The following is an 18,532-nucleotide window of genomic DNA, read 5'->3' on the forward strand; positions in this document are numbered from 1 at the left end:
AAACATTACCCTTGCCGGATAATTGTACCCGCGCCATGTTCGGTGAACAACTCAAGCAAACAGGCGTTTGGAGCGCGCCCATCCAGAATAACAGCCGCACGGACACCCGCCTGCAACGCTGCAAGCGCAGTTTCAGTTTTCGGAATCATCCCGCCCGCAATAATGCCAAGTTCAGTCAACTCATGAACATGGGCGGCCGTTAGCTCTGTCACAACCTCGCCCGATGCGTCTTTTACACCCGCGACATCGGTAAGGAGAAGGAGCCTATCGGCTTTCAACGCGCCAGCGATTGCCCCCGCCGCCGTGTCGCCGTTCACATTGTAAGTCTCGCCAGTACGGCCCATACCAAGCGGCGCAATCACGGGAATCATATCCGCCTCAAACAAGGTTTTAAGGACGGCTGGGTTCATTTCGACAGGCGTACCGACGAATCCAAGTTTCGCATCCGTCTGCTCACAAATCATCAAGTTGGCGTCTTTGCCTGAAAGTCCGACAGCGCGGCCCCCTTGCGCATTGATCGCCTGAACGATTCGCTTGTTTACCCGACCAGAAAGCACCATTTCGACAACTTCAACTGTCGCCGCATCCGTTACACGTTTGCCGCCGACGAACTCGGATTGAATGTCGAGTTTGCTAAGCATTTCGTTGATCATCGGACCGCCACCGTGCACGACGACAGGGTTCACGCCAACTTGCTGCATCAAAACGACGTCGCGCGCAAAGCTGTCCATCGCCTCGTCGCTGCCCATTGCATGTCCACCGAACTTGATGACAACCGTCGCGCCATCATATCGCTGTAAAAAAGGCAGGGCTTGAGAAAGTGTACGGGCGGTAGCAATCCAGTCTTTGTTCATCGCATCTTGTTTCTTCATGAGCTCATCCTAAGGTTCACCCCTATTGGTAGTGGGTGAACGCGGGTTATCCAAGGTTGGAAAATGGGCAATGTTTAGATGAGCGTTGCAATGATAGACCGCAACTCAGAGATTCCATGACCTTTTTCCGAACTCGTTAGGACAATCTCGGGGAAGGCCGCGGGATGTTTGGCTAGTGCGCCACGAACTTGCTCAATAACTTTGTCCAGATCCGCCTTGCTGGGTTTATCAATTTTGGTCAAAACACATTGAAACGTGACAGCAGAGCGATCAAGAAGAGACATGATTTCTTCGTCGACAACCTTGACGCCATGTCGCGCGTCAACCAGCACAAAAGCGCGGCGCAGATTGGCGCGACCTGAAAGATATGCCTTAAGAAGGCGCTGCCATTTTGCGACGATGGCGACGGGTGCGTTGGCGTAGCCATATCCGGGTAAATCGACGAGATAATGGCTGTCTGCCGCGGTGAAAAAGTTAATTTCCTGTGTCCGGCCGGGGGTGTTTGACGCACGTGCAAGGGCCTTTCGACCCGTTACAGCGTTGATAAGGCTAGACTTCCCGACGTTGGAACGGCCCGCGAAACAAACTTCCAGAAGGTCACCGGGAGGCATACCTTCCATCTCGACAACGCCTTTTAGGAACTCGGTCTCGCCCGCAAAAAGCATGCGCCCTTTTTCGGCGGATTCAGCATCAGGGGTTTCTACGATTGAAAACGTTTGTGTCATATTGCGATCTCCACATTGTCGCCGATGGTAACAGTGCCGCCGGTGGACACTTGGGCAAAAACGCCGAAATCCCGGTGATCCCAGTTTTCGTGCAAAGCCCCGAGCGTATCGACATCGCGCAGGCCCGTCTCTGGATCTACCTCAGTTGCCCGACATCGCGTAATGTGTTGCGTAACGTCAAACTCAACTGAACCGGAAGATACCTTTTGACCGATCCATTCGCGCTCCGCCCAAGCGGGCAATCCATCGATCCAAAAATTCCCGCGAAAGCGCCGCGGGTCCAATGTTGTTCCTAACTTATCAGACAGCGCGCGCAAAGAGGCAAGATTTAGAATCGAAACCCATGGTTTGGATTGATCCGTCATACCCTGAGCTGTGGCCCGCAAAAGGCCTGTTGGCGAGGGGCGTTCAGGTGGAAGCAAAGGGGTAACCCATTCCAAAAATGCGACAGGGTTATTGTCGGGTCGGAACTGAATATTTTCGCGGTCAGGATGCGAAAGCGTGATCTCTTCGGAATTGCTATCAAACTGGGCATCAATGGCCATAAGGCTTGGATAGCCAGCACCACGCGTAAAGTTTCGGCACGACACCCATTTTCCGCCATCCGTCTTGGCTGCGCTATGCGGTAAAGCCCAAACACGATCCCACGGCAGAGTCTTTCCTGCCAAGAGATCAACACACTTTAGATGTTCGGCCCCATGCGCCTTGATTGGATGACGCCAAATTTGAGCGACAAAGGGGGCCGAATGGTTCACTTCGCGTCCGACTTCTTGCGTTTCAATCCGGAGATGATGTTGCCAAAAACATCCGGTTTAACACCTTGGCTGCGCATGATGAGATACTGTTGCGTAAAGGTGATCATGTTGTTTGCAATCCAGTAGATAACAAGTCCGGCTGCAAAATTCCCTAGCATAAACATGAAGACCCACGGCATCCATGCCATGACCATTGCTTGTGTTGGCTCGGTGGGGGCTGGATTGAGCTTCTGTTGAAGCCACATTGAGATGCCAAGAATAATTGGCAAGATTCCGAGGGAAATAATCGCAAAAATACTTCCAGCTTCGGGCGTCGCGTAGGGCAAAAGACCAAACAAGTTCAGGATTGAACTGGGATCGGGCTCAGAAAGATCGTTGACCCAACCAAACCAAGGCGCGTGGCGTAGGAGGATGGTTACAAAAATCACCTTGTAGAGCGAAAAGAAAATTGGAATTTGCAGCAAGATTGGCAAACAGCCTGAGGCGGGATTCGCCTTCTCTTTCTTATAAAGAGCCATCATTTCTTGCTGGAGTTTTTGTTTATCATCTCCCGCGTTCTTTTTGATTATTTCCATTTCTGGCTGAAGTTTTTTCATCTTGGCCATGGAAACGTAAGACTTGTAGGCAAGCGGGAAGAGCATTGCCTTGATGATCAAAGTCAAAACGATGATCGACCAGCCCATGTTACCGATAAATCCGTAAATTGTGTAAAGGAGCCAGAACATTGGTTTGGTGATCATAGAGAACACGCCCCAATCGATTGAATCGATGAAGCGCTCGACGGCTTCGTCGCGTTCGTAATGCTTGATCAGCGACCATTCTTTTGCGCCCGCAAAGAGGCGGCTATCGTTCAGGATAGTGCCACCGGGGGAAACTTCCATAACTGGAAAGCGCGCCTCGGCCGTATAAACGTCTTGGCTCTCAATGTATTTTGCAACAGATGTGAAGGGTTGGCCCTGTTCAGGAATGAGCGTTGTCATCCATTCCTTACCTGTGAAGCCAATCCAGCCACTTTCCACGACTTCTTGCTTGTCTACTCGCGCTCTCTCTTGCTCCGAATAGTCCATGTCAGGCATTTTTTTGTATTTGTTTTTTGTCAGATGGCCGTCCGACATGCGAATGGCGCCTTCATGTAGGATGAAAAAGCCAATTTGATCAGGCGTGCCGTGCTGGGCGATCATGCCGTAAGGATAGAGGCGCTGGGATGTTGTTGTATTATTGGTGACGGATTGTTCGATGGAGAAGAGGAAGTCTTTGTCGATTGAAACTTTTTGCTTAAACAAAAGCCCCTGACCATTGTCCCAAGCGAGCGTAATCGGCGTTTCTGGAGTGAGGATCTTTCCTTCGGACAGTGACCAAATTGTACCGCGATTAGGCACGAGTTTTGGATCCATTCCGCCAGCGGGCCCCCAGCCATAGAGTGCGTAATACGCATGCTCTTCACCTTCGGGGCGAAGGACTTGAACAAGGTCTGAATCGGGGTCAAGATCAACGGTGTAGTCTTTTAGGGAAAGACTATCGATCCGCCCACCGCGTGTGGAAATTGAGCCAACGACACGGTCTGTTTCAATTGGAATCCTTTGTTCTTCAACCGACTGGTCTATGGTCTCGGCTACAACTTCTGTCGCCGGAACAAGTGAAGTTGCCGGCGGCATTAAGTCCCCATCATTGGCAGTGATTGCTCCGGCCTCAGGGTCTACAAGCGGTGTTGACTGAGGCGCTATGAACGACCAGCCAATAAGCACAAGGAGGCTTAAAGCGATTGCAAGGATTAGGTTCTTATTCTGATCGTCCATTGGACCCGCCATTTTCCGGAAAAAACACAGTCAGGTTCAACCCGTCTGAGCGGAAAAGGTCAAGGGGAAACCCCTGTTATTTGTGAGGATCGGGTATGTTTACCCTTGTTTGCGGCCAATGGCAGGCGTTTGGGTTAGTTTTCCCGCATGCTTTTCCATCCAAAGCACTGTTTCAGAAAGGGGCATCGGACGGCCGATACCAAAGCCCTGAACATGTCCGCAACCAAGTTGCGAAAGTGTCGCATGTTCTCCGACACTTTCTACGCCTTCAGCGAGGGTCTCGATTTCGAGTCTCTCGGCCATTGTAAGAATGGCGGAGACCATTCGGTTTTGTTCAGGGTCGACATCGACTTTCGTTACAAAAGATCTGTCTATTTTTATGCGGTTGATTGCAAAACGGCGAATATTTGCAATGGAAGCGTGACCGGTGCCGAAATCGTCGAGGTCAATGCCGCATCCAAGTTTTGAGAGGCCGCTTATGTTGCGGGTGATTGTATCATCGTCCGAACCAGCGACGACAGATTCTAGGATTTCAACAGACAGGCGATCAGCGGTCATGTCAAAACGATCCAACTCCCAGCGTATTTTTTCTACAAGTTTGGGGTTCCGGAGCTCTTCGGATGAGAAGTTTACGCCAACACTTGGAATGTGAATACCCGTTTGGTCCCAGCTGCGAAGGGCAGACAGGGCGTGAAACAGAATTATTTCACTAAGGCGTTCGGACAATCCAGCTTGTTGAATTGCGGGAAGAAATTCTGCAGGGGAGACAATACCTCTGGTTGGGTGGCTCCAGCGTGCAAGAGCTTCAAATCCAGAAATTTCTCCCGTGTCAGTCGATACCTGTGGTTGGAACCATGGTTGAATTTGACCCGCTTCTAAAGCAGCCCCAACTTCGCCAATAAGCGCGGACTGGTCCTCGGCCTTTTTCTTCATTTCGGGTGAAAAAGCTCGTAGCCCGCCCGGGCCGTGTCGCCTTGCTTCGAAGAGTGCGCACTCCGCGGCTTCAAGCATTGCGGACCCCGAACGGATAGACGTCCGCGTCGAAAGACAGAAACCAATTGATGCGGTGAGATACACATTCGTCGCGTCGAGACTAAAGGGCTCGGCGATGGTGGATTGAATTCTAGACCCCATTTGTATGAGATTCTCTAAATCAGCGCGACGTATTGGGGCCACGGCAATCGAGAAACTACCACCATCAAGGCGCGCCATTACGTCATTGCTGCGTAATGCGCCCAATATACGCTCGCTTGCGCGGACCAAAATGTCTTCCGCCGCCTTGCGTCCGAATCGATCTGTGAAGTCCCGAAAATCGTCCAGTTCCACTTGTAAACAGGCTGTCGAAAGACCGCTCTTGGGCTGGCTTTCCAAAGATGTGTCAAGCGCTCCCTCAACGGCGTCGCGTAAATGTAAGCCGGTTAACCCGTCACGCGCTTCGGGAGGGGGGATACGCGCGGTGGCTCCTCCTACGAGGCCCAAGGCAGCAGGGAGCAAGAGCGCGACGACAAGCAGCGCGGACTCTCCTCCGAGCCAAAACGCCCCCAAAGTGATCGCTGGAAGGAAGGCTAGGATGTGCGGGCCGTTGATTGCACCACGAAATGACTTCACGTTTTCGTAGATCATTTGCCGAGACAACATAACAGTTTCCTTTTGAAACCCAGTATTGGGTGTGCACCGCGTTTGTGGTGCGTTCATTTGGAAACTAGCGGGTCACCTTTAGCGGACGGTTAACGTAAAATGGGGACTGAATTGCTTTTATCTACAATTGAATCTTTAGGCTCGACACTTCTACGCTCAAGACCCGCAAAATCGAAGAGGTTTGGATCCAACAAATGGGTTGGGCGCGCATTTGTTAAGGCCTTGAACATAACTTGACGCCGCCCAGGAGAATTTTTCTCCCAACCATCTAAAATTTGCTTCACTTGTTGACGCTGTAGCCCGTCTTGGCTTCCGCAAAGGTCGCAGGGAATGATTGGATAGGCCATCTTTTGTGCAAACTTCTCGCAATCCGCTTCGGAGACATGCGCAAGGGGGCGATAGACAAACAAATCCCCCTCTTCATTGACCAATTTTGGCGGCATTGTTGCCAAGCGCCCCCCGTGGAAAAGGTTCATGAAAAAGGTTTCTAGGATGTCGTCGCGATGGTGCCCAAGTACAACGGCGGAGCAACCTTCTTCGCGGGCAACTCGGTACAGATTGCCGCGCCTTAAACGCGAACAAAGGGCGCAGAATGTCCGTCCGGCCGGCACTTTATCCATAACAATTGAGTAGGTGTCTTGATATTCGATTCGATGCTCAACCCCCATCTTTTTCAGGAACTCTGGGAGCACTGTCGCGGGAAATCCGGGTTGGCCTTGGTCAAGGTTGCAAGCCAATAGGTCGACTGGCAGTAGGCCGCGCCACTTGAGTTCATGCAAAACCGCGAGCAGCGTGTAGCTGTCTTTGCCACCAGACAAACAGACAAGCCACCGTGCATCGCGTTCGATCATGCCGTATTGCTCGATCGCCTCGCGCGTCTGGCGCACAATACGTTTGCGTAGTTTCTTGAAACTAGCCGACTTGGGCGCACCGTAAAACAGAGGATGAATTTCGTCGTGCTCATCAAGCATTATCTGATTCTCTTTTTGATTTGGCCTTCGGCTCAGGAACGGGATCGTATCCGTCACTCCCAAAGGGATGGCAGCGGCCAATCCGTTTCGCCGCCAAATAGCTTCCCTTGAGGGCTCCATGTTTTTCCAAGGCTTCCAGCGCATAGGCAGAACACGTGGGTTGGTAGCGACAGTTAAAACCTACCCAAGGTGAAAAAACGGCACGGTAGGCGCGCACGGGGAGGGAGAGGATAAAGGCTATGGGGGTCATGACAGACCTGCCGAGGAATTAGGCTTTGGCGCGTGGAGTTTGCGAAGAGCAAATGCCAGATCCTCTTGCAGCGCTGCGAACGTGCGGGTTGTGGTCGCCCCTTGACGACCGATCAGGACATAGTCCCAACCTGGCAGACCACCGGACGTCAAGCCTGAGCGCGCTACTTCACGCAGCCGACGCTTAGCACGGTTGCGCAGCACGGCATTGCCGACTTTTTTTGAACAGGTATACCCAATTCTAATGTCTTCAGAGTTCACGGCGGCATCACTCTCGTCACGCTTGCGCGCTTGGAGAATAAACCCAGCCGTTGCCTGACGCTTCGCGCGGGCGGCTTTTAAGAAGTCGGGTCGGTTTTTTAGAGTGAGCAACATAGTGACCTCAATCCGAGTCGTCGCAAAAGGAGGACTGACCCACAGATAAGCTGTTTTCACTGGATCGAAAAGGGGGAGGCAATAGACAAACGAAAACCGCCGGGAACCCAAGGTTCCGGCGGTAACGAACTAAAAGGCCCAATGACGAGCCCAAGCCAAAGCCTAAACGCTTATGCGCTCAAGGATTTCCGGCCCTTCGCACGACGTGCGTTCAGAATATTGCGGCCCGCTTTTGTTGCCATACGCGACCGGAAGCCGTGGCGGTGTTTGCGAACTAGGTTCGATGGTTGAAAGGTGCGTTTCATCGCCCGTCTCCGTTATGTTGCCTGCGAATCCTTGGCGCCCCGAAGAGCGGAATCGAAGAGAAATGTATCTCGAAGCCCGTTCTTTAGGGGTGTGCAACAAAGAAGTCAATTCTTGAGGGGAGGGTTTTTGCAACAAGGCGGTCGATTTTGCCGACGAATGTTACAAAGAGGCGCCCATAAGTTACAAACGGTACCCATCCCATCACTCAACATCAAGCAGACGTGATACCCCTATCGCTCAAACCCGATTGGCCACATGTTATGCGTCACAGGCGATTATAAAGGCGAAACGATGGTAGACAACTCTGTTCCGGTGACGCACCGATTTTTGCGTTTGATTCCCTTAGTGGTGATCTTGATTGTGGCCGTTTTGGGGGCCTTTCTATTGAGGGAGCAGTTGAGCTTTGAGGCGCTGCGCGCGAATCATGAAGCTTTGGTTGTTTTTCGCGATAACAATTTTATCCTAACGATGCTGGGGTTTATCACTATCTACACACTCATCGTCACATTCTCCCTTCCCGGAGCGGGTATGTCTTCGATCACGGGTGGGTTTCTGTTTTCGCTATTCCCTGGTGTTCTTTTGAATATGACTGCTGCGACTATTGGCGCCACGCTCATTTTTCTCGCGGCGCGGTGGGGGATTGGCGCAACCTTGGCCGAGAAAATGGAGAACAGCTCAGGTGCGGTAAAAAAAATCAAAGATGGAATCGACGAAAATCAATGGTCTGTGCTCTTCGCGGTGCGCCTTGTACCGATTTTGCCGTTTTTCCTCGTTAACTTGGTGCTGTCTTCGGTGGGGGTCCCACTCTACCGTTTCATCATCTCAACCTTCCTTGGCATTATTCCTGGGGCATTGGTTTACACGTCGATCGGGGCAGGGGTCGGCGAAGTTCTAGCGCAGGGTGGCACGCCAGATTTTGGTGTCATCTTTGAGGCGCATATCTTGCTGCCCATTCTGGGACTTGCGGCTCTTGCGCTCCTTCCAATTGCATTGAAAATTTTCAAAAAGGACCTCATTGAATGAAACGTTTAGAAACAGATATTTGCGTTATCGGCGGTGGGTCAGGGGGTCTTTCCGTTGCGTCTGGGGCTGTGCAGATGGGCGCGCGGGTTGTCCTTGTCGAAGGGCATAAAATGGGGGGGGACTGTCTGAATTACGGATGCGTACCCTCCAAGGCGTTGATTGCAGCAGGGAAGGCGGCTCATGCACAAACATCGGGCGCGCGCTTTGGTGTGACGCCCGTCCAACCACAAATAAATTATGCGGCGGCTAAGGATTTTGTTCACTCAGTTATCTCCACAATTGAACCAAACGATTCTGTGGAGCGCTTTGAGGGCTTGGGAGTGACGGTACTTTCGGAATTCGGAGAATTCATTTCGCCGACGGAACTGCAGGTGGGTGACACCATTATCAAAGCACGTCGTTTTGTAATTGCGACAGGCTCCTCCCCCTTAGTGCCGCCGATTCCGGGCCTTGATACTGTGCCGTACTTAACAAACGAAAGCCTTTTTGATTTGCGCGATCAACCTGAGCATTTACTGGTGATTGGTGGCGGTCCAATCGGTCTTGAGATGGCTCAAGCACATGCGCGATTGGGATCTAAAGTAACCGTCATCGAAGGGGCTAACGCGCTGGGTAAGGATGACCCCGAGTTGGCGGAAATCGCCCTGAAGAACCTGCGGGCCGAGGGGATTATAATTGAAGAAAACGCACTCGTGTCGGAAGTGAGCGGAAAGGCCGGCGCGCTTGAAGTAACGGCAAAAGACGGGCGCGTGTTTAAGGGCAGCCACCTGCTAATGGCGGTTGGTCGCAAGGTGAATATTGAGCGTTTGAACCTTGAGAAGGCTGGTGTTGAAACCACGCGATCGGGGGTGACGGTCGACGCGCAACTAAAAAGCAGCAACCGAAAAATCTATGCCATTGGCGATGTTTCTGGCGGCCTTCAGTTTACCCATGTTGCCGGATATCACGCAGGAGTCGTGATCAAATCGGCCCTCTTTGGCCTGCCCTCGAAAGCAAAAAACAACCACCTCCCTTGGGCGACCTATATTGATCCTGAATTGGCGCAAGTGGGGCTGTCCGAAGCGCACGCGCGGGAAAAATATGGCGATAAAGTCACCGTAATTCGATTTCCATATAGCGAAAATGATCGCGCCATAACTGAAGCGAAAACTGAGGGGCTGGTTAAAGTAATGGTTGTGAAATCGCGACCTGTTGGGGCCTCGATCGTTGGCGCGCAGGCGGGCGAGTTGATCGGCACATGGGCGATGGCGATTGCAAATAACCTCAAAATGGGTGCGATTGCGGCCACAGTTCTCCCCTATCCGACCTTGGGGGAGGTTAACAAACGTGTGGCGGGTGCCTATTTTAGCCCTATGATCTTTGAAAGCTCAAAGGTGAAACGCGTTGTGCGGCTAGTTCAGCGATTTATACCCTAGGGTAAACGGGAAAAAGAATGAGAAAAAACAGCGTTCTTAACTCGCTTTCGGGGCGATTTCTGATTTTGACGGCTCTTTTTGTGATGCTGGCAGAAGTCATGATCTTTGTGCCGTCTGTCGCGCGCTTCCGAGAAGATTTTCTTTTACTTAAGTTGGAGAAGGCACAAATTGCGTCATTGGCATTGTTGGCTGATGACATGATTGATCCTGAACTAGAAAGCGAACTTCTTGCGAATGCTGGAGTTTTTAACGTGGTTTTACGGCGGGACGAGGTGCGCCAACTTATGTTGTCCTCCCCAATTCCCGCGCCGATTTACGAAACCTATGATCTTAGGGATGCATCGCCAGTAACTCTAATCCGTGACGCAATGGTACGTCTTTGGGATAGCGAAAATCGGGTGATACGTGTGATGGGTGAACCCGTGCGCGGCGCGGGTTTGTTGATCGAATTGACAACCGATACACAAGATTTGCGCGCAGCAATGCTGGCCTATGGCGTTAACATCCTGCTACTTTCCGCTGTAATCTCAGTATTCACCGCAATTCTTTTGTTTGTCGCGGTTCGGGGATTTCTTGTGGTGCCAATCAAACGTGTGGTGCGCCACATGCAGGCCTATGCGGCAGCACCTGAAGATCCTCGGAACATTATCCAACCCAACGCGGGCGTGACCGAATTGCGTGAAGCCGAAGAGGCTTTGATGTCGATGCAAAACCAGCTTACGGGGGCCTTGAAGCAAAAAGAGCGTCTTGCCCAGCTTGGAAGCGCGGTCGCAAAAATTAGCCACGATTTACGCAATATTTTAACCACGGCCCAACTGTTTGCTGACCGTATGGAGGATTCCGACGATCCTGCAGTGAAACGAGCGGCTCCCAAATTGCTGAACTCGATTCGGCGCGCCGTGAACCTTTGTGAAACAACTCTCGCGTTCGGGAAGGCCGAAGAAGCGCCTCCGGGTTTGCGGGATGTCAATTTATTTCAACTCGCAACTGACGTTGTCGAAAACGAGCGGTTGGCTTCGGGGGGTACGTTGGTTTCCATTTCCGCGGACATGCCAGAAACTCTTGTTGTCAGAGCGGATCCGGAACAGTTGTATCGTGTGCTGTCGAACCTAACAAGGAACGGCCGACAGGCCATCGCCGGAACAGGTCAGGCGGGGAACGTCACCATCTCGGCCACCCAGAACGAAGAAAATTGGCTTATTGAAGTTCGTGACACTGGGCCAGGACTGCCACCCAAAGCGCGTGAACATTTATTTACGGCCTTTCAAGGAGGGATTCGCAAGGGTGGGACTGGGCTTGGGCTTGTGATCTCGGCAGAACTTATCCGCGGCCATGGTGGTCGGCTTGAATTGGCGCAAAGTGATTCTTCGGGTACATGCTTTTTAATTTGTCTTCCCAAGGTCGGAGGTGCAGTGGATGCCTTATTCGGATGAGTAAATAAGGAGCTTTTATGCACTTACAGTATTTGCTCAAGTTTTTGATGTTTAGCCCTTGCAAACTTTAGCCGGCACAGCTAAATCACCCCTAATGCACCCGTAGCTCAGCTGGATAGAGTACCTGACTACGAATCAGGGGGTCAGAGGTTCGAATCCTCTCGGGTGCACCATTTTACTTTCCGACGAAGCTAAGAAGCGTAAGGCCTTGAACGGTAAGGTGGTTTCTGCGGTTCGAACACCCTTTTCTCGGTCAAAGCTCAAAGGCCTAGCGAAGGCTAGTCTGAGGACAGTTCGTTTGGCAAAGTGCCCACCTTTTTTCCATACGTCATGAGGGTTTGCGAGAAAACGCATCGAAAGTTCGAACATATCTTCAAATTTTTTATGTGGGACGGCAATTGTCTCGATCCTCTCTGCGACAAGCGCCCGTTCCGACTGCAATTCGACGATCTTCCTTTCATATGCGCGTACCGTCACATTCTCTTGAGTTTGAACAACCCGCCCTAGGAAAACTTCAATTTCGCTTTCGATTTGACGAACACGAGTTCGAAGCCGTTTGCTTTCTTCTTCGGTGTTCAAGCACTGTTTATGCCAAGCATCGGAAAACATCCTTGTCGCTAATTCATGTGTGTCAGATGTAGGCACCAATTGTGCGAGCAGGTTTTCGAATTGCTTTTCTATAGTCTCGCGGTTGGTTGACTTCCCTCGTTCTGTGCATCCTTTGTGGTGGCATAGGTAGTAAGGGTATAGTTTTCCTGTGCCGCTTCTCGACCAGCAAGACGTCAGCCCGTAGCCACAATGCTCACACAATAGGAAACCTCGAAGAGGGAAGTCTTTGTCGATGTCTTTTCGCGAAGGAGCAACCGATTTGCTTTTGATGCGATCTTGGTTGATTAGGAAGGTATCATAGCTGATGAGTGGTTCATGCTGCGCTTTGGTTAAAGGGATGCCCCAATCATCTTTTTGGAGGTATCCAGCGTAGACCAGCCGCGTCAGGAGCGCCGTGACACGGTCAAACTTGACCTCTTTGCATCCTTTTGTTTTTGGAAACTCAGGTTTGCTGTCAAGAAAACGCTTCACTTCCGCTTGTGATTGAAACCGGCCTGAAGCAAAACCTTGGAGTGCTTCTTGAATGATCGATGCAAGAGGCTCGTCTCTAATGAGCAATTTCCCCCCTCCCGGAGCTTTTGTGTATTGATACCCAATAGGCGCGGAGAACGTCCAGAATCCGTTCTTTAGGCGCGAAATGGTTCTAGACTTCGACTGTTCGGCATTCGTTTCGCGATCCCTTGATGCAAGAAGCGCAAAGAGTAGTTCCAAAAAGCGGCTCTCAGCATCGTCGCCGAATTTTGTTTTTGGGCTATCAATTGCGCCACCAGCCGTAATGATTTTGTTTCGGAGTTCAGTGTGAGCGCCGATATCTCGAGCGAAGCGAGAGATGTCATCCACGATGACCACGTATTCTTTCGCCACCACGCTATTTAGGAAGTCTAAAAGCTGGTTCATTCCGGGGCGGTTGGACTTTGCACCAGAGATGACGTCGGTGAATACAGTTTCAACTTTGCAACCACATTGATCCGCATAGTCTCGGCAACTCCTTTCTTGGCTTGATAGTCCCGCGCCGTCCAAGGTCTGTTTGGTTGATGAAACACGGCAATAAATAATACACTTCTTTCGCTTGATTTTTGTCTTTTGGTCAAACATTGTCGTTTCCCTTTCCAACTGCTTTGCAATTACGTTCAACTTCGATGTTGCTTGCTAGTTCAATTACTTCAGCAGTGTGGTTGGCATCGAACTGTCCACGTTGGGTGGGGTGGATTCCGAATCCAAGATCAACGAAGGCAACCATTACCACCCACAAGGCTTGCATGAAGTCATTGCGCTGCTTGTCCGTCAGGTCGGAGCCGTCCAGAAACTCCTGATATTTCTGGGTGTCGATCTCGATTTTCTGTTTGCGCAAGTAATGACTATTTCGCGCCGTGTGAAAATCAACTACGTTCGTCTCGTTCATTTTTGTATCCATGTTCGAACTCTCCCTACATGTTTGCGTTGGTCAATGAAATTTAATCAAATGATTTAATAACAGTAGGTTAGTGGCGTTTTCATGGGCTTGGAAAGGTAAGTCTCCGTGACATGGTCAATTGGAAAATGGCACAAAACGTTTTGGGTGAGGCCGTAAAAGCAGGGTGCAGAAGGCGTTGCGGATGTGCCTTTTGGGAAATGGCACATAATCACACATTTTTTAGAAATGAATGTCAGCTCTACTTGCGTGAAAAGGCGCGAATCGTTCGAGAGAACGCTGAAAAATTATTTATATTCAATGAACCGGGCAAAGTTCGATCGTGCGCGGGCTTTTGTCAGAAGCTCCTGAGCAGATGAACGGTCGTGATAAAGGTGGTAAGGAAAGTTTATGGACATGACTGACCAAATCAATCGGCTTTGGAGTTTTGTTGTTTGAATTCCGCATGAAACAGAATGCTTCTATGGACTTCAATGTAGCATATCAGCAATCATGCGAAGTATTTTAGTTAACACAAAAAATAAGGTACTTTTAATGATCGTTCATTCTGAAATTATTTCTTTTCTGGCAGTAAAAGGACTGCATTTATACCGCCGTGAAAGTCAGATACTTGAGTTTAAGGAGCAGTTCAATTTTGCGGGGCTGGCAGACTACTTTAGAGACTTCGCGGCTTTCGCTAACAACCGAGGGGGGTATTTGATCTTCGGTGTAACTGACTCCCCACGTACGGCTTCGGGATTATCAGACCGGGCGCTAGACCAATTTAGCAAGTTAGACCCCGAAGCAATCACCGGCTATATTCTTGAAAATTTTTCGACTGATATCTATTGGGATTCTGCGATAGTCGAACATGAAGGCAAATATTTTGGAGCCTTTAAAGTTGAAGAAGCGAAATCAAAACCGATCATTGCTCGCAAGGATTTAGGTACAAATCAAACCCTCCAAAATGGTTCAATCTACTATCGATACGGAGGTAGAACTCAAAAAATTCAATCTGCCGAACTTGAAAGTATAATCAATAAACGCATTGAGCGAACTAATAAGGATTGGATTGATCATGTTACTGAAATTGGATCATCGGGGCCGCGTGAAGCATTCGTTTTTAGAGCGAACAGTAAGATTGAGCATACGAGGAATGGTGCATTTATTGTAGATGAGGAACTAGCTAAGAAGTTGAAGTTCGTAAGAGAAGGACATTTCACCGAGAATGGTGGAGCCGCAGCTCTAAAACTTGTTGGAGACATCGTACCGGTAGACACTCTTGAAGTTGAAAGAATAATTGAAGAGGATTTGTTTAAAAAGTATCCACTCTCCGCCACAGAACTCGCGAATGAAGTAGTGAAAACGGGTAGGGGCGTTTCAAAAAATTCTGTCTGGACGGCTATTGCCGACAACAATATGAAAACTAATTCTGACTACTCAGTCTACAATTTTCGGAATAAAAAGCAGAAAACAGACTATGAAAATAGTGGTAAATTATCCTCTGTAACCAGTTCGATATATTCGGTTCAAGCGTTAAGTTTTTTACAAAACCTATTCAAAAACTGATTTTATCAGCAGATATTAGGCTGAAAGTCATGCTAAATCTCCAAGTAAGAAGCTAGGGTTTAAGTTTCCCCGAGTTCCGTAATTAGTTTTTGCAGTGCGTTTGCTACTTCTATTAATGCTACTTAATCCGCAGCTTTCAATAAAGTTGGAGTGTCAGCTCGGGGTAACCACGTAGACTCTTTTGCCGCATGCCTTTACGTGGGAGAGGAATTCCTTTTTATCTCTTTGGTTAATTTTTCGCAAATGCTCGAACTTATCAGTCTAATAGAAAACTCTAGCCAAACTGTCCGTTCCGATTTTCGCAATTGGTTCAAAGATGTCCCTGTTGCTTCGAATTGGACGCTGGCGTCAGACTATAGTGTTGGCAATAAGAATAAGAAAAGTGATGCATTCTCATTCGTTGTGATCCTAAGGCACGATACCGACCAAAATATTGAGTCTTATATCTCTTCTGTCGCCCCCAAAGATATCAAATCTACACGCAACCCTTCGGAAGGGTTGCTAGATTACCTCTGTTGCCCTGTTACATTTAGTTACAGCTTTGTCGTGGAACGGCAGAGTAACTATCTCAAGAATGCGATGACCGTTGATGTGATGAAGTCCATCTCTGCTCAATTACAGAATACGGTTCGAGAATGGAAAGCGGCGGAACCACGAAACGAAAAGTATTATAGTGACTTTGACAAAAAATTAAATTTACTCCTTGAAGAGTTGTCATCGAAAAGACCTTCTACTTCACTCCTCCGGCGCATTTTTCTGGTCTCATCTTTTGCTGCTGTTGTTCTCAGTCTAATACATGAAGAGAAGGCTCCAATGAGCATTCGATGGATCAGTGATCGGGATGCTATGTTTGATCGGCATGAAGGCCTCGCGTTTGATCTCACTTGGTTACTTTTTCAATTGATGCGGCGGCGAAAAGGAGGGGCTATAGATGTTCTTCGACCGCAAATTTCGTTCGCGGCACCTTTAATGGATGGTCATACCGAGTACGCGGAGTTCATCCGATTGCCTGACTATTTGGCGGGTACGTTGGCTGACATCCGTTTGCCTCAGGTAATGTTCAGCCATCGTAAGTTCCCCCCAGTTTTTGACAGGCTTTTTTTGACGCTTTGAACAACGCCATTGTTGAGATTATCGCGCCTCCGGGGACCATCACAACGCGGCGCATCGCTTTTGGAAAGCCGCCTAATGGAGCAAAAACTATCCGAGCTAACGTAAACCCGAAAGGTGACACAACTTCCTGAGAAGAAAACCGTCACCTCATGTATGATTTGCGCCATGAGAGGCAGCCGTGGCGGGATGAAAGTGGGCATTTGAGGCATTGGTTCAGATAATTAGGGTTCGCTTTCGCACGCTAACGTTCAAATTTTAGCACTTGCTGCTAAAATTTGTGGTATGCCTTTCAAGGCCTATTCGTGGTGTTAATCTAAGCTGGCAAGCAAGCCCTCCCAACGAGATAGCTCCGTAAATGCGTAGTTCGAAGTTTCTCCCTTTAGGTGCACCACTTAAACTTACTATAGTTATTATTAAATTGCTTGGACTAGCAGATGCATTTCAGCCCCTGTTTAGCCCAACTAAACACTTTGGATAGGCGCACCTGTCGGTGTAGCGGCCTTCGACGCCATTTTTGAACAAGTGTTTTGGGGAAACATCCTTCGTTTTGGCGCGAATTCTACGAACAAGATGTTTGAATATCTCTACTTTAGAGGATTCCCGGCAACACGGCGGCAATGGCGTATGACTTTTTACCTTTCAACTGCCCGTGTGTAAATTTGGTATCCCCGCTGGTCCCAAATGTTAGGCGAGAGAGATTAGTCCCCCCTCACATTTCTCGATTCCAAGGGGCGCTCGCGATGCTGAGCAATGTTAAGGCTACGGATGTAATGCCAGACTCCCTAGACGCTGTTGGCCAACGTTGCCGTTGCTTTGAATATTTGCACTAGGATAAATGGCTATCAACAGACCCACGCGGCTATAGCCATTTCCAATTGACTTGAGCCCCTGAATTTCCTCCAAATTTGTGTAGAGTCCGCCCAACAAAAGGACGGAAAAATGAAGGCACGATTCACGGACGAACAGATCATTGCGACGAGCAAGGAACAGGAAGCTGGTGAGAAGACCATTGACGTATGTCGGCGGCACGGGATCCATTGGCTGGCAGGTTAATGCTTAACATTGACTGAGAAGCAGTTCGGTGACGTTCTATAAATACAAATCAAAGTATGGCGGTATGGAGCCTTCGCACGCGAAGCGACTGCGCGCGCTTGAAGATGAGAACGGTAAATTGAAGAAGCTACTTGCCGAGCAAATGCTGGATAATTCGATGCTCCGAGATATCAATTCAAAAAAATGGTGAGGCCCGCAGTAAGGCGGAAAGCCGTGGCTCAATTGATGGAGGTCTATCAGGTGAGCAAACGTCCATTGCCCGGCAGTCGCTGCTTGCAGCGATGAGAGGGGGCGTATCCACGTGATGGTCGCGCGGGAGGTTTTTGAGATAAACCACAAGTAGCTGAGGCGCCTTTATACTGAGGAGAATCTACTGGTGCGCCGCAGAGGCGGTAGAAAGCGCGCCTTAGGTACTCGATAGCCAATGGTGCAGCCGGATGGTCCGAACCAACGCTGGAGTTTAGATTTCGTATCGGATGGACTGACGGAGGGTCACAGGTTTCGCATCCTGACGCTTTTTGATGACTTCAGCCGAGAGAATTTGGTGCTTGTCGCCGACAGATCTTTGTCGAGCCAGCGAGTGACGCGAGAGTTGGATCGGGTAATTGCTGAACGCGGAATGCCGAAAACAATTGTTTCAGATAACAGAACCGAGTTTACCAGTATGGCGATCCTCAAATTGGTCCAGGATACTGGAATCGATCGGCACCACATCGCCCCTGGAAAGCCGCAACAGAATGGATTTACCGAAAGCTTCAACGGCAAGCTGAGGGACGAATGCCTCAATGAGACATTGTTTGGCACGGTAGCCGAAGCTCGTGAAACGTTGGAAAAGTGGCAGGAGGGTTGCAACTGGCACAGGCCACATTCAGCAATGAGAAACATGACACCAATGGAATTCTTGCAGCGAAAGGTGATGGATAAAATGGCCGTGTAAGGTCACAGATTTAACCCCAAGGATGCCGTGTCAACAGGAGAGAATTTGGGGCGCAGGTCACCAGCATAGTAAGGATCTTTATATATGGGGTGAATAGCCGTTCTTACCAAAATTACTCTACTGCAATCATCTTTGTCACGGACAGCAGAAATTCTTGGCGAGCCACACAAATGCCGCATTTAATGAATGCGACTTTCCGTGCTCTGTTGTTAAGAGTTTGAGAGTCTACTGCCAGACATGCGGTAAGTTCGTCCGGTGCTTCAATCCAATCGGGGCCATCCACATAAAGGGGGCAGATGGCGT

Annotated in this window: 16 protein-coding genes, 1 tRNA gene and 1 pseudogene; 7 read left to right on the forward strand and 11 right to left on the reverse strand. The window is 49.7% G+C overall.

Translation table 11 applies throughout. The annotated features are described in order from the left end of the window. Positions 1-5: 5 nt before the first annotated feature. The 9 genes from argB to rpmH form a co-directional block, all read right to left on the reverse strand. Complete coding sequence (gene argB, locus AB9F26_RS00975; RefSeq protein ID WP_039004045.1) at positions 6-872, reverse strand: acetylglutamate kinase; 867 nt, start codon at positions 870-872, stop codon at positions 6-8. 74 nt (positions 873-946) lie between these two features. Then, a complete protein-coding gene (gene yihA / locus AB9F26_RS00980) occupies positions 947-1,597 on the reverse strand; it encodes a ribosome biogenesis GTP-binding protein YihA/YsxC (RefSeq protein ID WP_335586005.1) in 651 nt (216 codons plus the stop codon). Then, on the reverse strand, positions 1,594-2,352 hold the full coding sequence (locus tag AB9F26_RS00985; RefSeq protein WP_369767074.1) for an MOSC domain-containing protein: 759 nt from the start codon (positions 2,350-2,352) through the stop codon (positions 1,594-1,596). Before AB9F26_RS00985 ends, yihA begins: the two co-directional genes overlap by 4 nt. Further along, positions 2,349-4,148 carry a membrane protein insertase YidC gene (yidC, locus tag AB9F26_RS00990; protein ID WP_335586007.1) on the reverse strand — a complete coding sequence of 600 codons (1,800 nt, stop codon included), beginning with the start codon at positions 4,146-4,148 and terminating at the stop codon, positions 2,349-2,351. The genes AB9F26_RS00985 and yidC overlap by 4 nt, the downstream gene beginning before the upstream one ends. A 99-nt stretch (positions 4,149-4,247) precedes the next feature. Further along, positions 4,248-5,786 carry a bifunctional diguanylate cyclase/phosphodiesterase gene (locus AB9F26_RS00995; protein WP_052275083.1) on the reverse strand — a complete coding sequence of 513 codons (1,539 nt, stop codon included), beginning with the start codon at positions 5,784-5,786 and terminating at the stop codon, positions 4,248-4,250. A gap of 89 nt (positions 5,787-5,875) precedes the next feature. Then, positions 5,876-6,757 (reverse strand): tRNA 2-thiocytidine(32) synthetase TtcA, encoded by an 882-nt coding sequence (gene ttcA / locus AB9F26_RS01000; protein ID WP_039004042.1) that lies wholly within the window; start codon positions 6,755-6,757, stop codon positions 5,876-5,878. Next, positions 6,750-7,007: a membrane protein insertion efficiency factor YidD gene (gene yidD, locus AB9F26_RS01005; RefSeq protein WP_039004041.1), complete on the reverse strand. Its 258-nt coding sequence runs from the start codon at positions 7,005-7,007 to the stop codon at positions 6,750-6,752. Before yidD ends, ttcA begins: the two co-directional genes overlap by 8 nt. Continuing rightward, complete coding sequence (gene rnpA / locus AB9F26_RS01010; RefSeq protein WP_039004039.1) at positions 7,004-7,381, reverse strand: ribonuclease P protein component; 378 nt, start codon at positions 7,379-7,381, stop codon at positions 7,004-7,006. Before rnpA ends, yidD begins: the two co-directional genes overlap by 4 nt. Positions 7,382-7,551: 170 nt before the next feature. Then, complete coding sequence (rpmH, locus tag AB9F26_RS01015) at positions 7,552-7,686, reverse strand: 50S ribosomal protein L34 (RefSeq protein WP_039004038.1); 135 nt, start codon at positions 7,684-7,686, stop codon at positions 7,552-7,554. A 292-nt stretch (positions 7,687-7,978) separates the two neighbouring features. Between rpmH and AB9F26_RS01020 the strand changes: the two genes are divergently transcribed. The 4 genes from AB9F26_RS01020 (at position 7,979) to AB9F26_RS01035 (ending at position 11,731) form a co-directional block, all read left to right on the forward strand. Then, positions 7,979-8,710 (forward strand): VTT domain-containing protein, encoded by a 732-nt coding sequence (locus tag AB9F26_RS01020; RefSeq protein ID WP_335586008.1) that lies wholly within the window; start codon positions 7,979-7,981, stop codon positions 8,708-8,710. Next, positions 8,707-10,125, forward strand: coding sequence for an NAD(P)/FAD-dependent oxidoreductase (locus AB9F26_RS01025; protein WP_369767075.1), 1,419 nt, complete (start codon positions 8,707-8,709; stop codon positions 10,123-10,125). The genes AB9F26_RS01020 and AB9F26_RS01025 overlap by 4 nt, the downstream gene beginning before the upstream one ends. A 17-nt stretch (positions 10,126-10,142) precedes the next feature. Further along, positions 10,143-11,558, forward strand: coding sequence for a sensor histidine kinase (locus AB9F26_RS01030; protein ID WP_369767076.1), 1,416 nt, complete (start codon positions 10,143-10,145; stop codon positions 11,556-11,558). Between the two features lie 96 nt (positions 11,559-11,654). Beyond that, positions 11,655-11,731, forward strand: a tRNA-Arg gene (locus AB9F26_RS01035). On the opposite strand, the gene AB9F26_RS01040 is transcribed toward AB9F26_RS01035, so the two are convergent. Both AB9F26_RS01040 and AB9F26_RS01045 read right to left on the reverse strand, forming a co-directional pair. Next, positions 11,694-13,262, reverse strand: a complete 1,569-nt coding sequence (locus tag AB9F26_RS01040) for a recombinase family protein (RefSeq protein WP_369767077.1) — start codon at positions 13,260-13,262, stop codon at positions 11,694-11,696. The two genes, AB9F26_RS01035 and AB9F26_RS01040, sit on opposite strands and share 38 nt — an antisense overlap. Continuing rightward, positions 13,255-13,581 carry a hypothetical protein gene (locus AB9F26_RS01045; protein ID WP_369767078.1) on the reverse strand — a complete coding sequence of 109 codons (327 nt, stop codon included), beginning with the start codon at positions 13,579-13,581 and terminating at the stop codon, positions 13,255-13,257. Before AB9F26_RS01045 ends, AB9F26_RS01040 begins: the two co-directional genes overlap by 8 nt. A gap of 531 nt (positions 13,582-14,112) precedes the next feature. On the opposite strand from AB9F26_RS01045, the gene AB9F26_RS01050 reads away from it, so the two are divergent. The 3 genes and pseudogenes from AB9F26_RS01050 to AB9F26_RS01060 all read left to right on the forward strand — a co-directional run bounded on the left by AB9F26_RS01050 (position 14,113) and on the right by AB9F26_RS01060 (position 18,229). After that, on the forward strand, positions 14,113-15,126 hold the full coding sequence (locus AB9F26_RS01050) for a helix-turn-helix domain-containing protein (RefSeq protein WP_369767079.1): 1,014 nt from the start codon (positions 14,113-14,115) through the stop codon (positions 15,124-15,126). 243 nt (positions 15,127-15,369) lie between these two features. Next, the gene (locus AB9F26_RS01055; protein ID WP_369767080.1) at positions 15,370-16,239 is read left to right on the forward strand and encodes a hypothetical protein; all 870 of its coding nucleotides are present in this window, start codon (positions 15,370-15,372) and stop codon (positions 16,237-16,239) included. 939 nt (positions 16,240-17,178) lie between these two features. Continuing rightward, positions 17,179-18,229: pseudogene (locus AB9F26_RS01060) on the forward strand (IS3 family transposase). Positions 18,230-18,532 lie beyond the last annotated feature (303 nt).

The organism is Falsihalocynthiibacter sp. BN13B15, assembly GCF_041205415.1.
GTDB lineage: Bacteria > Pseudomonadota > Alphaproteobacteria > Rhodobacterales > Rhodobacteraceae > Falsihalocynthiibacter > Falsihalocynthiibacter arcticus.

Excerpts from the sequence above, each read along its gene's own strand:
- AB9F26_RS01050 (WP_369767079.1), top strand. The coding sequence starts at position 14,113 with ATGATCGTTCATTCTGAAATTATTTCTTTTCTGGCAGTAAAAGGACTG.
- AB9F26_RS01045 (WP_369767078.1), bottom strand. The coding sequence starts at position 13,581 with ATGGATACAAAAATGAACGAGACGAACGTAGTTGATTTTCACACGGCG.
- AB9F26_RS01055 (WP_369767080.1), top strand. The coding sequence starts at position 15,370 with ATGCTCGAACTTATCAGTCTAATAGAAAACTCTAGCCAAACTGTCCGT.
- AB9F26_RS01030 (WP_369767076.1), top strand. The coding sequence starts at position 10,143 with ATGAGAAAAAACAGCGTTCTTAACTCGCTTTCGGGGCGATTTCTGATT.
- yihA (WP_335586005.1), bottom strand. The coding sequence starts at position 1,597 with ATGACACAAACGTTTTCAATCGTAGAAACCCCTGATGCTGAATCCGCC.
- argB (WP_039004045.1), bottom strand. The coding sequence starts at position 872 with ATGAAGAAACAAGATGCGATGAACAAAGACTGGATTGCTACCGCCCGT.
- yidC (WP_335586007.1), bottom strand. The coding sequence starts at position 4,148 with ATGGACGATCAGAATAAGAACCTAATCCTTGCAATCGCTTTAAGCCTC.
- ttcA (WP_039004042.1), bottom strand. The coding sequence starts at position 6,757 with ATGCTTGATGAGCACGACGAAATTCATCCTCTGTTTTACGGTGCGCCC.
- AB9F26_RS01025 (WP_369767075.1), top strand. The coding sequence starts at position 8,707 with ATGAAACGTTTAGAAACAGATATTTGCGTTATCGGCGGTGGGTCAGGG.
- AB9F26_RS01040 (WP_369767077.1), bottom strand. The coding sequence starts at position 13,262 with ATGTTTGACCAAAAGACAAAAATCAAGCGAAAGAAGTGTATTATTTAT.
- AB9F26_RS00995 (WP_052275083.1), bottom strand. The coding sequence starts at position 5,786 with ATGTTGTCTCGGCAAATGATCTACGAAAACGTGAAGTCATTTCGTGGT.
- rnpA (WP_039004039.1), bottom strand. The coding sequence starts at position 7,381 with ATGTTGCTCACTCTAAAAAACCGACCCGACTTCTTAAAAGCCGCCCGC.
- AB9F26_RS01020 (WP_335586008.1), top strand. The coding sequence starts at position 7,979 with ATGGTAGACAACTCTGTTCCGGTGACGCACCGATTTTTGCGTTTGATT.
- rpmH (WP_039004038.1), bottom strand. The coding sequence starts at position 7,686 with ATGAAACGCACCTTTCAACCATCGAACCTAGTTCGCAAACACCGCCAC.
- yidD (WP_039004041.1), bottom strand. The coding sequence starts at position 7,007 with ATGACCCCCATAGCCTTTATCCTCTCCCTCCCCGTGCGCGCCTACCGT.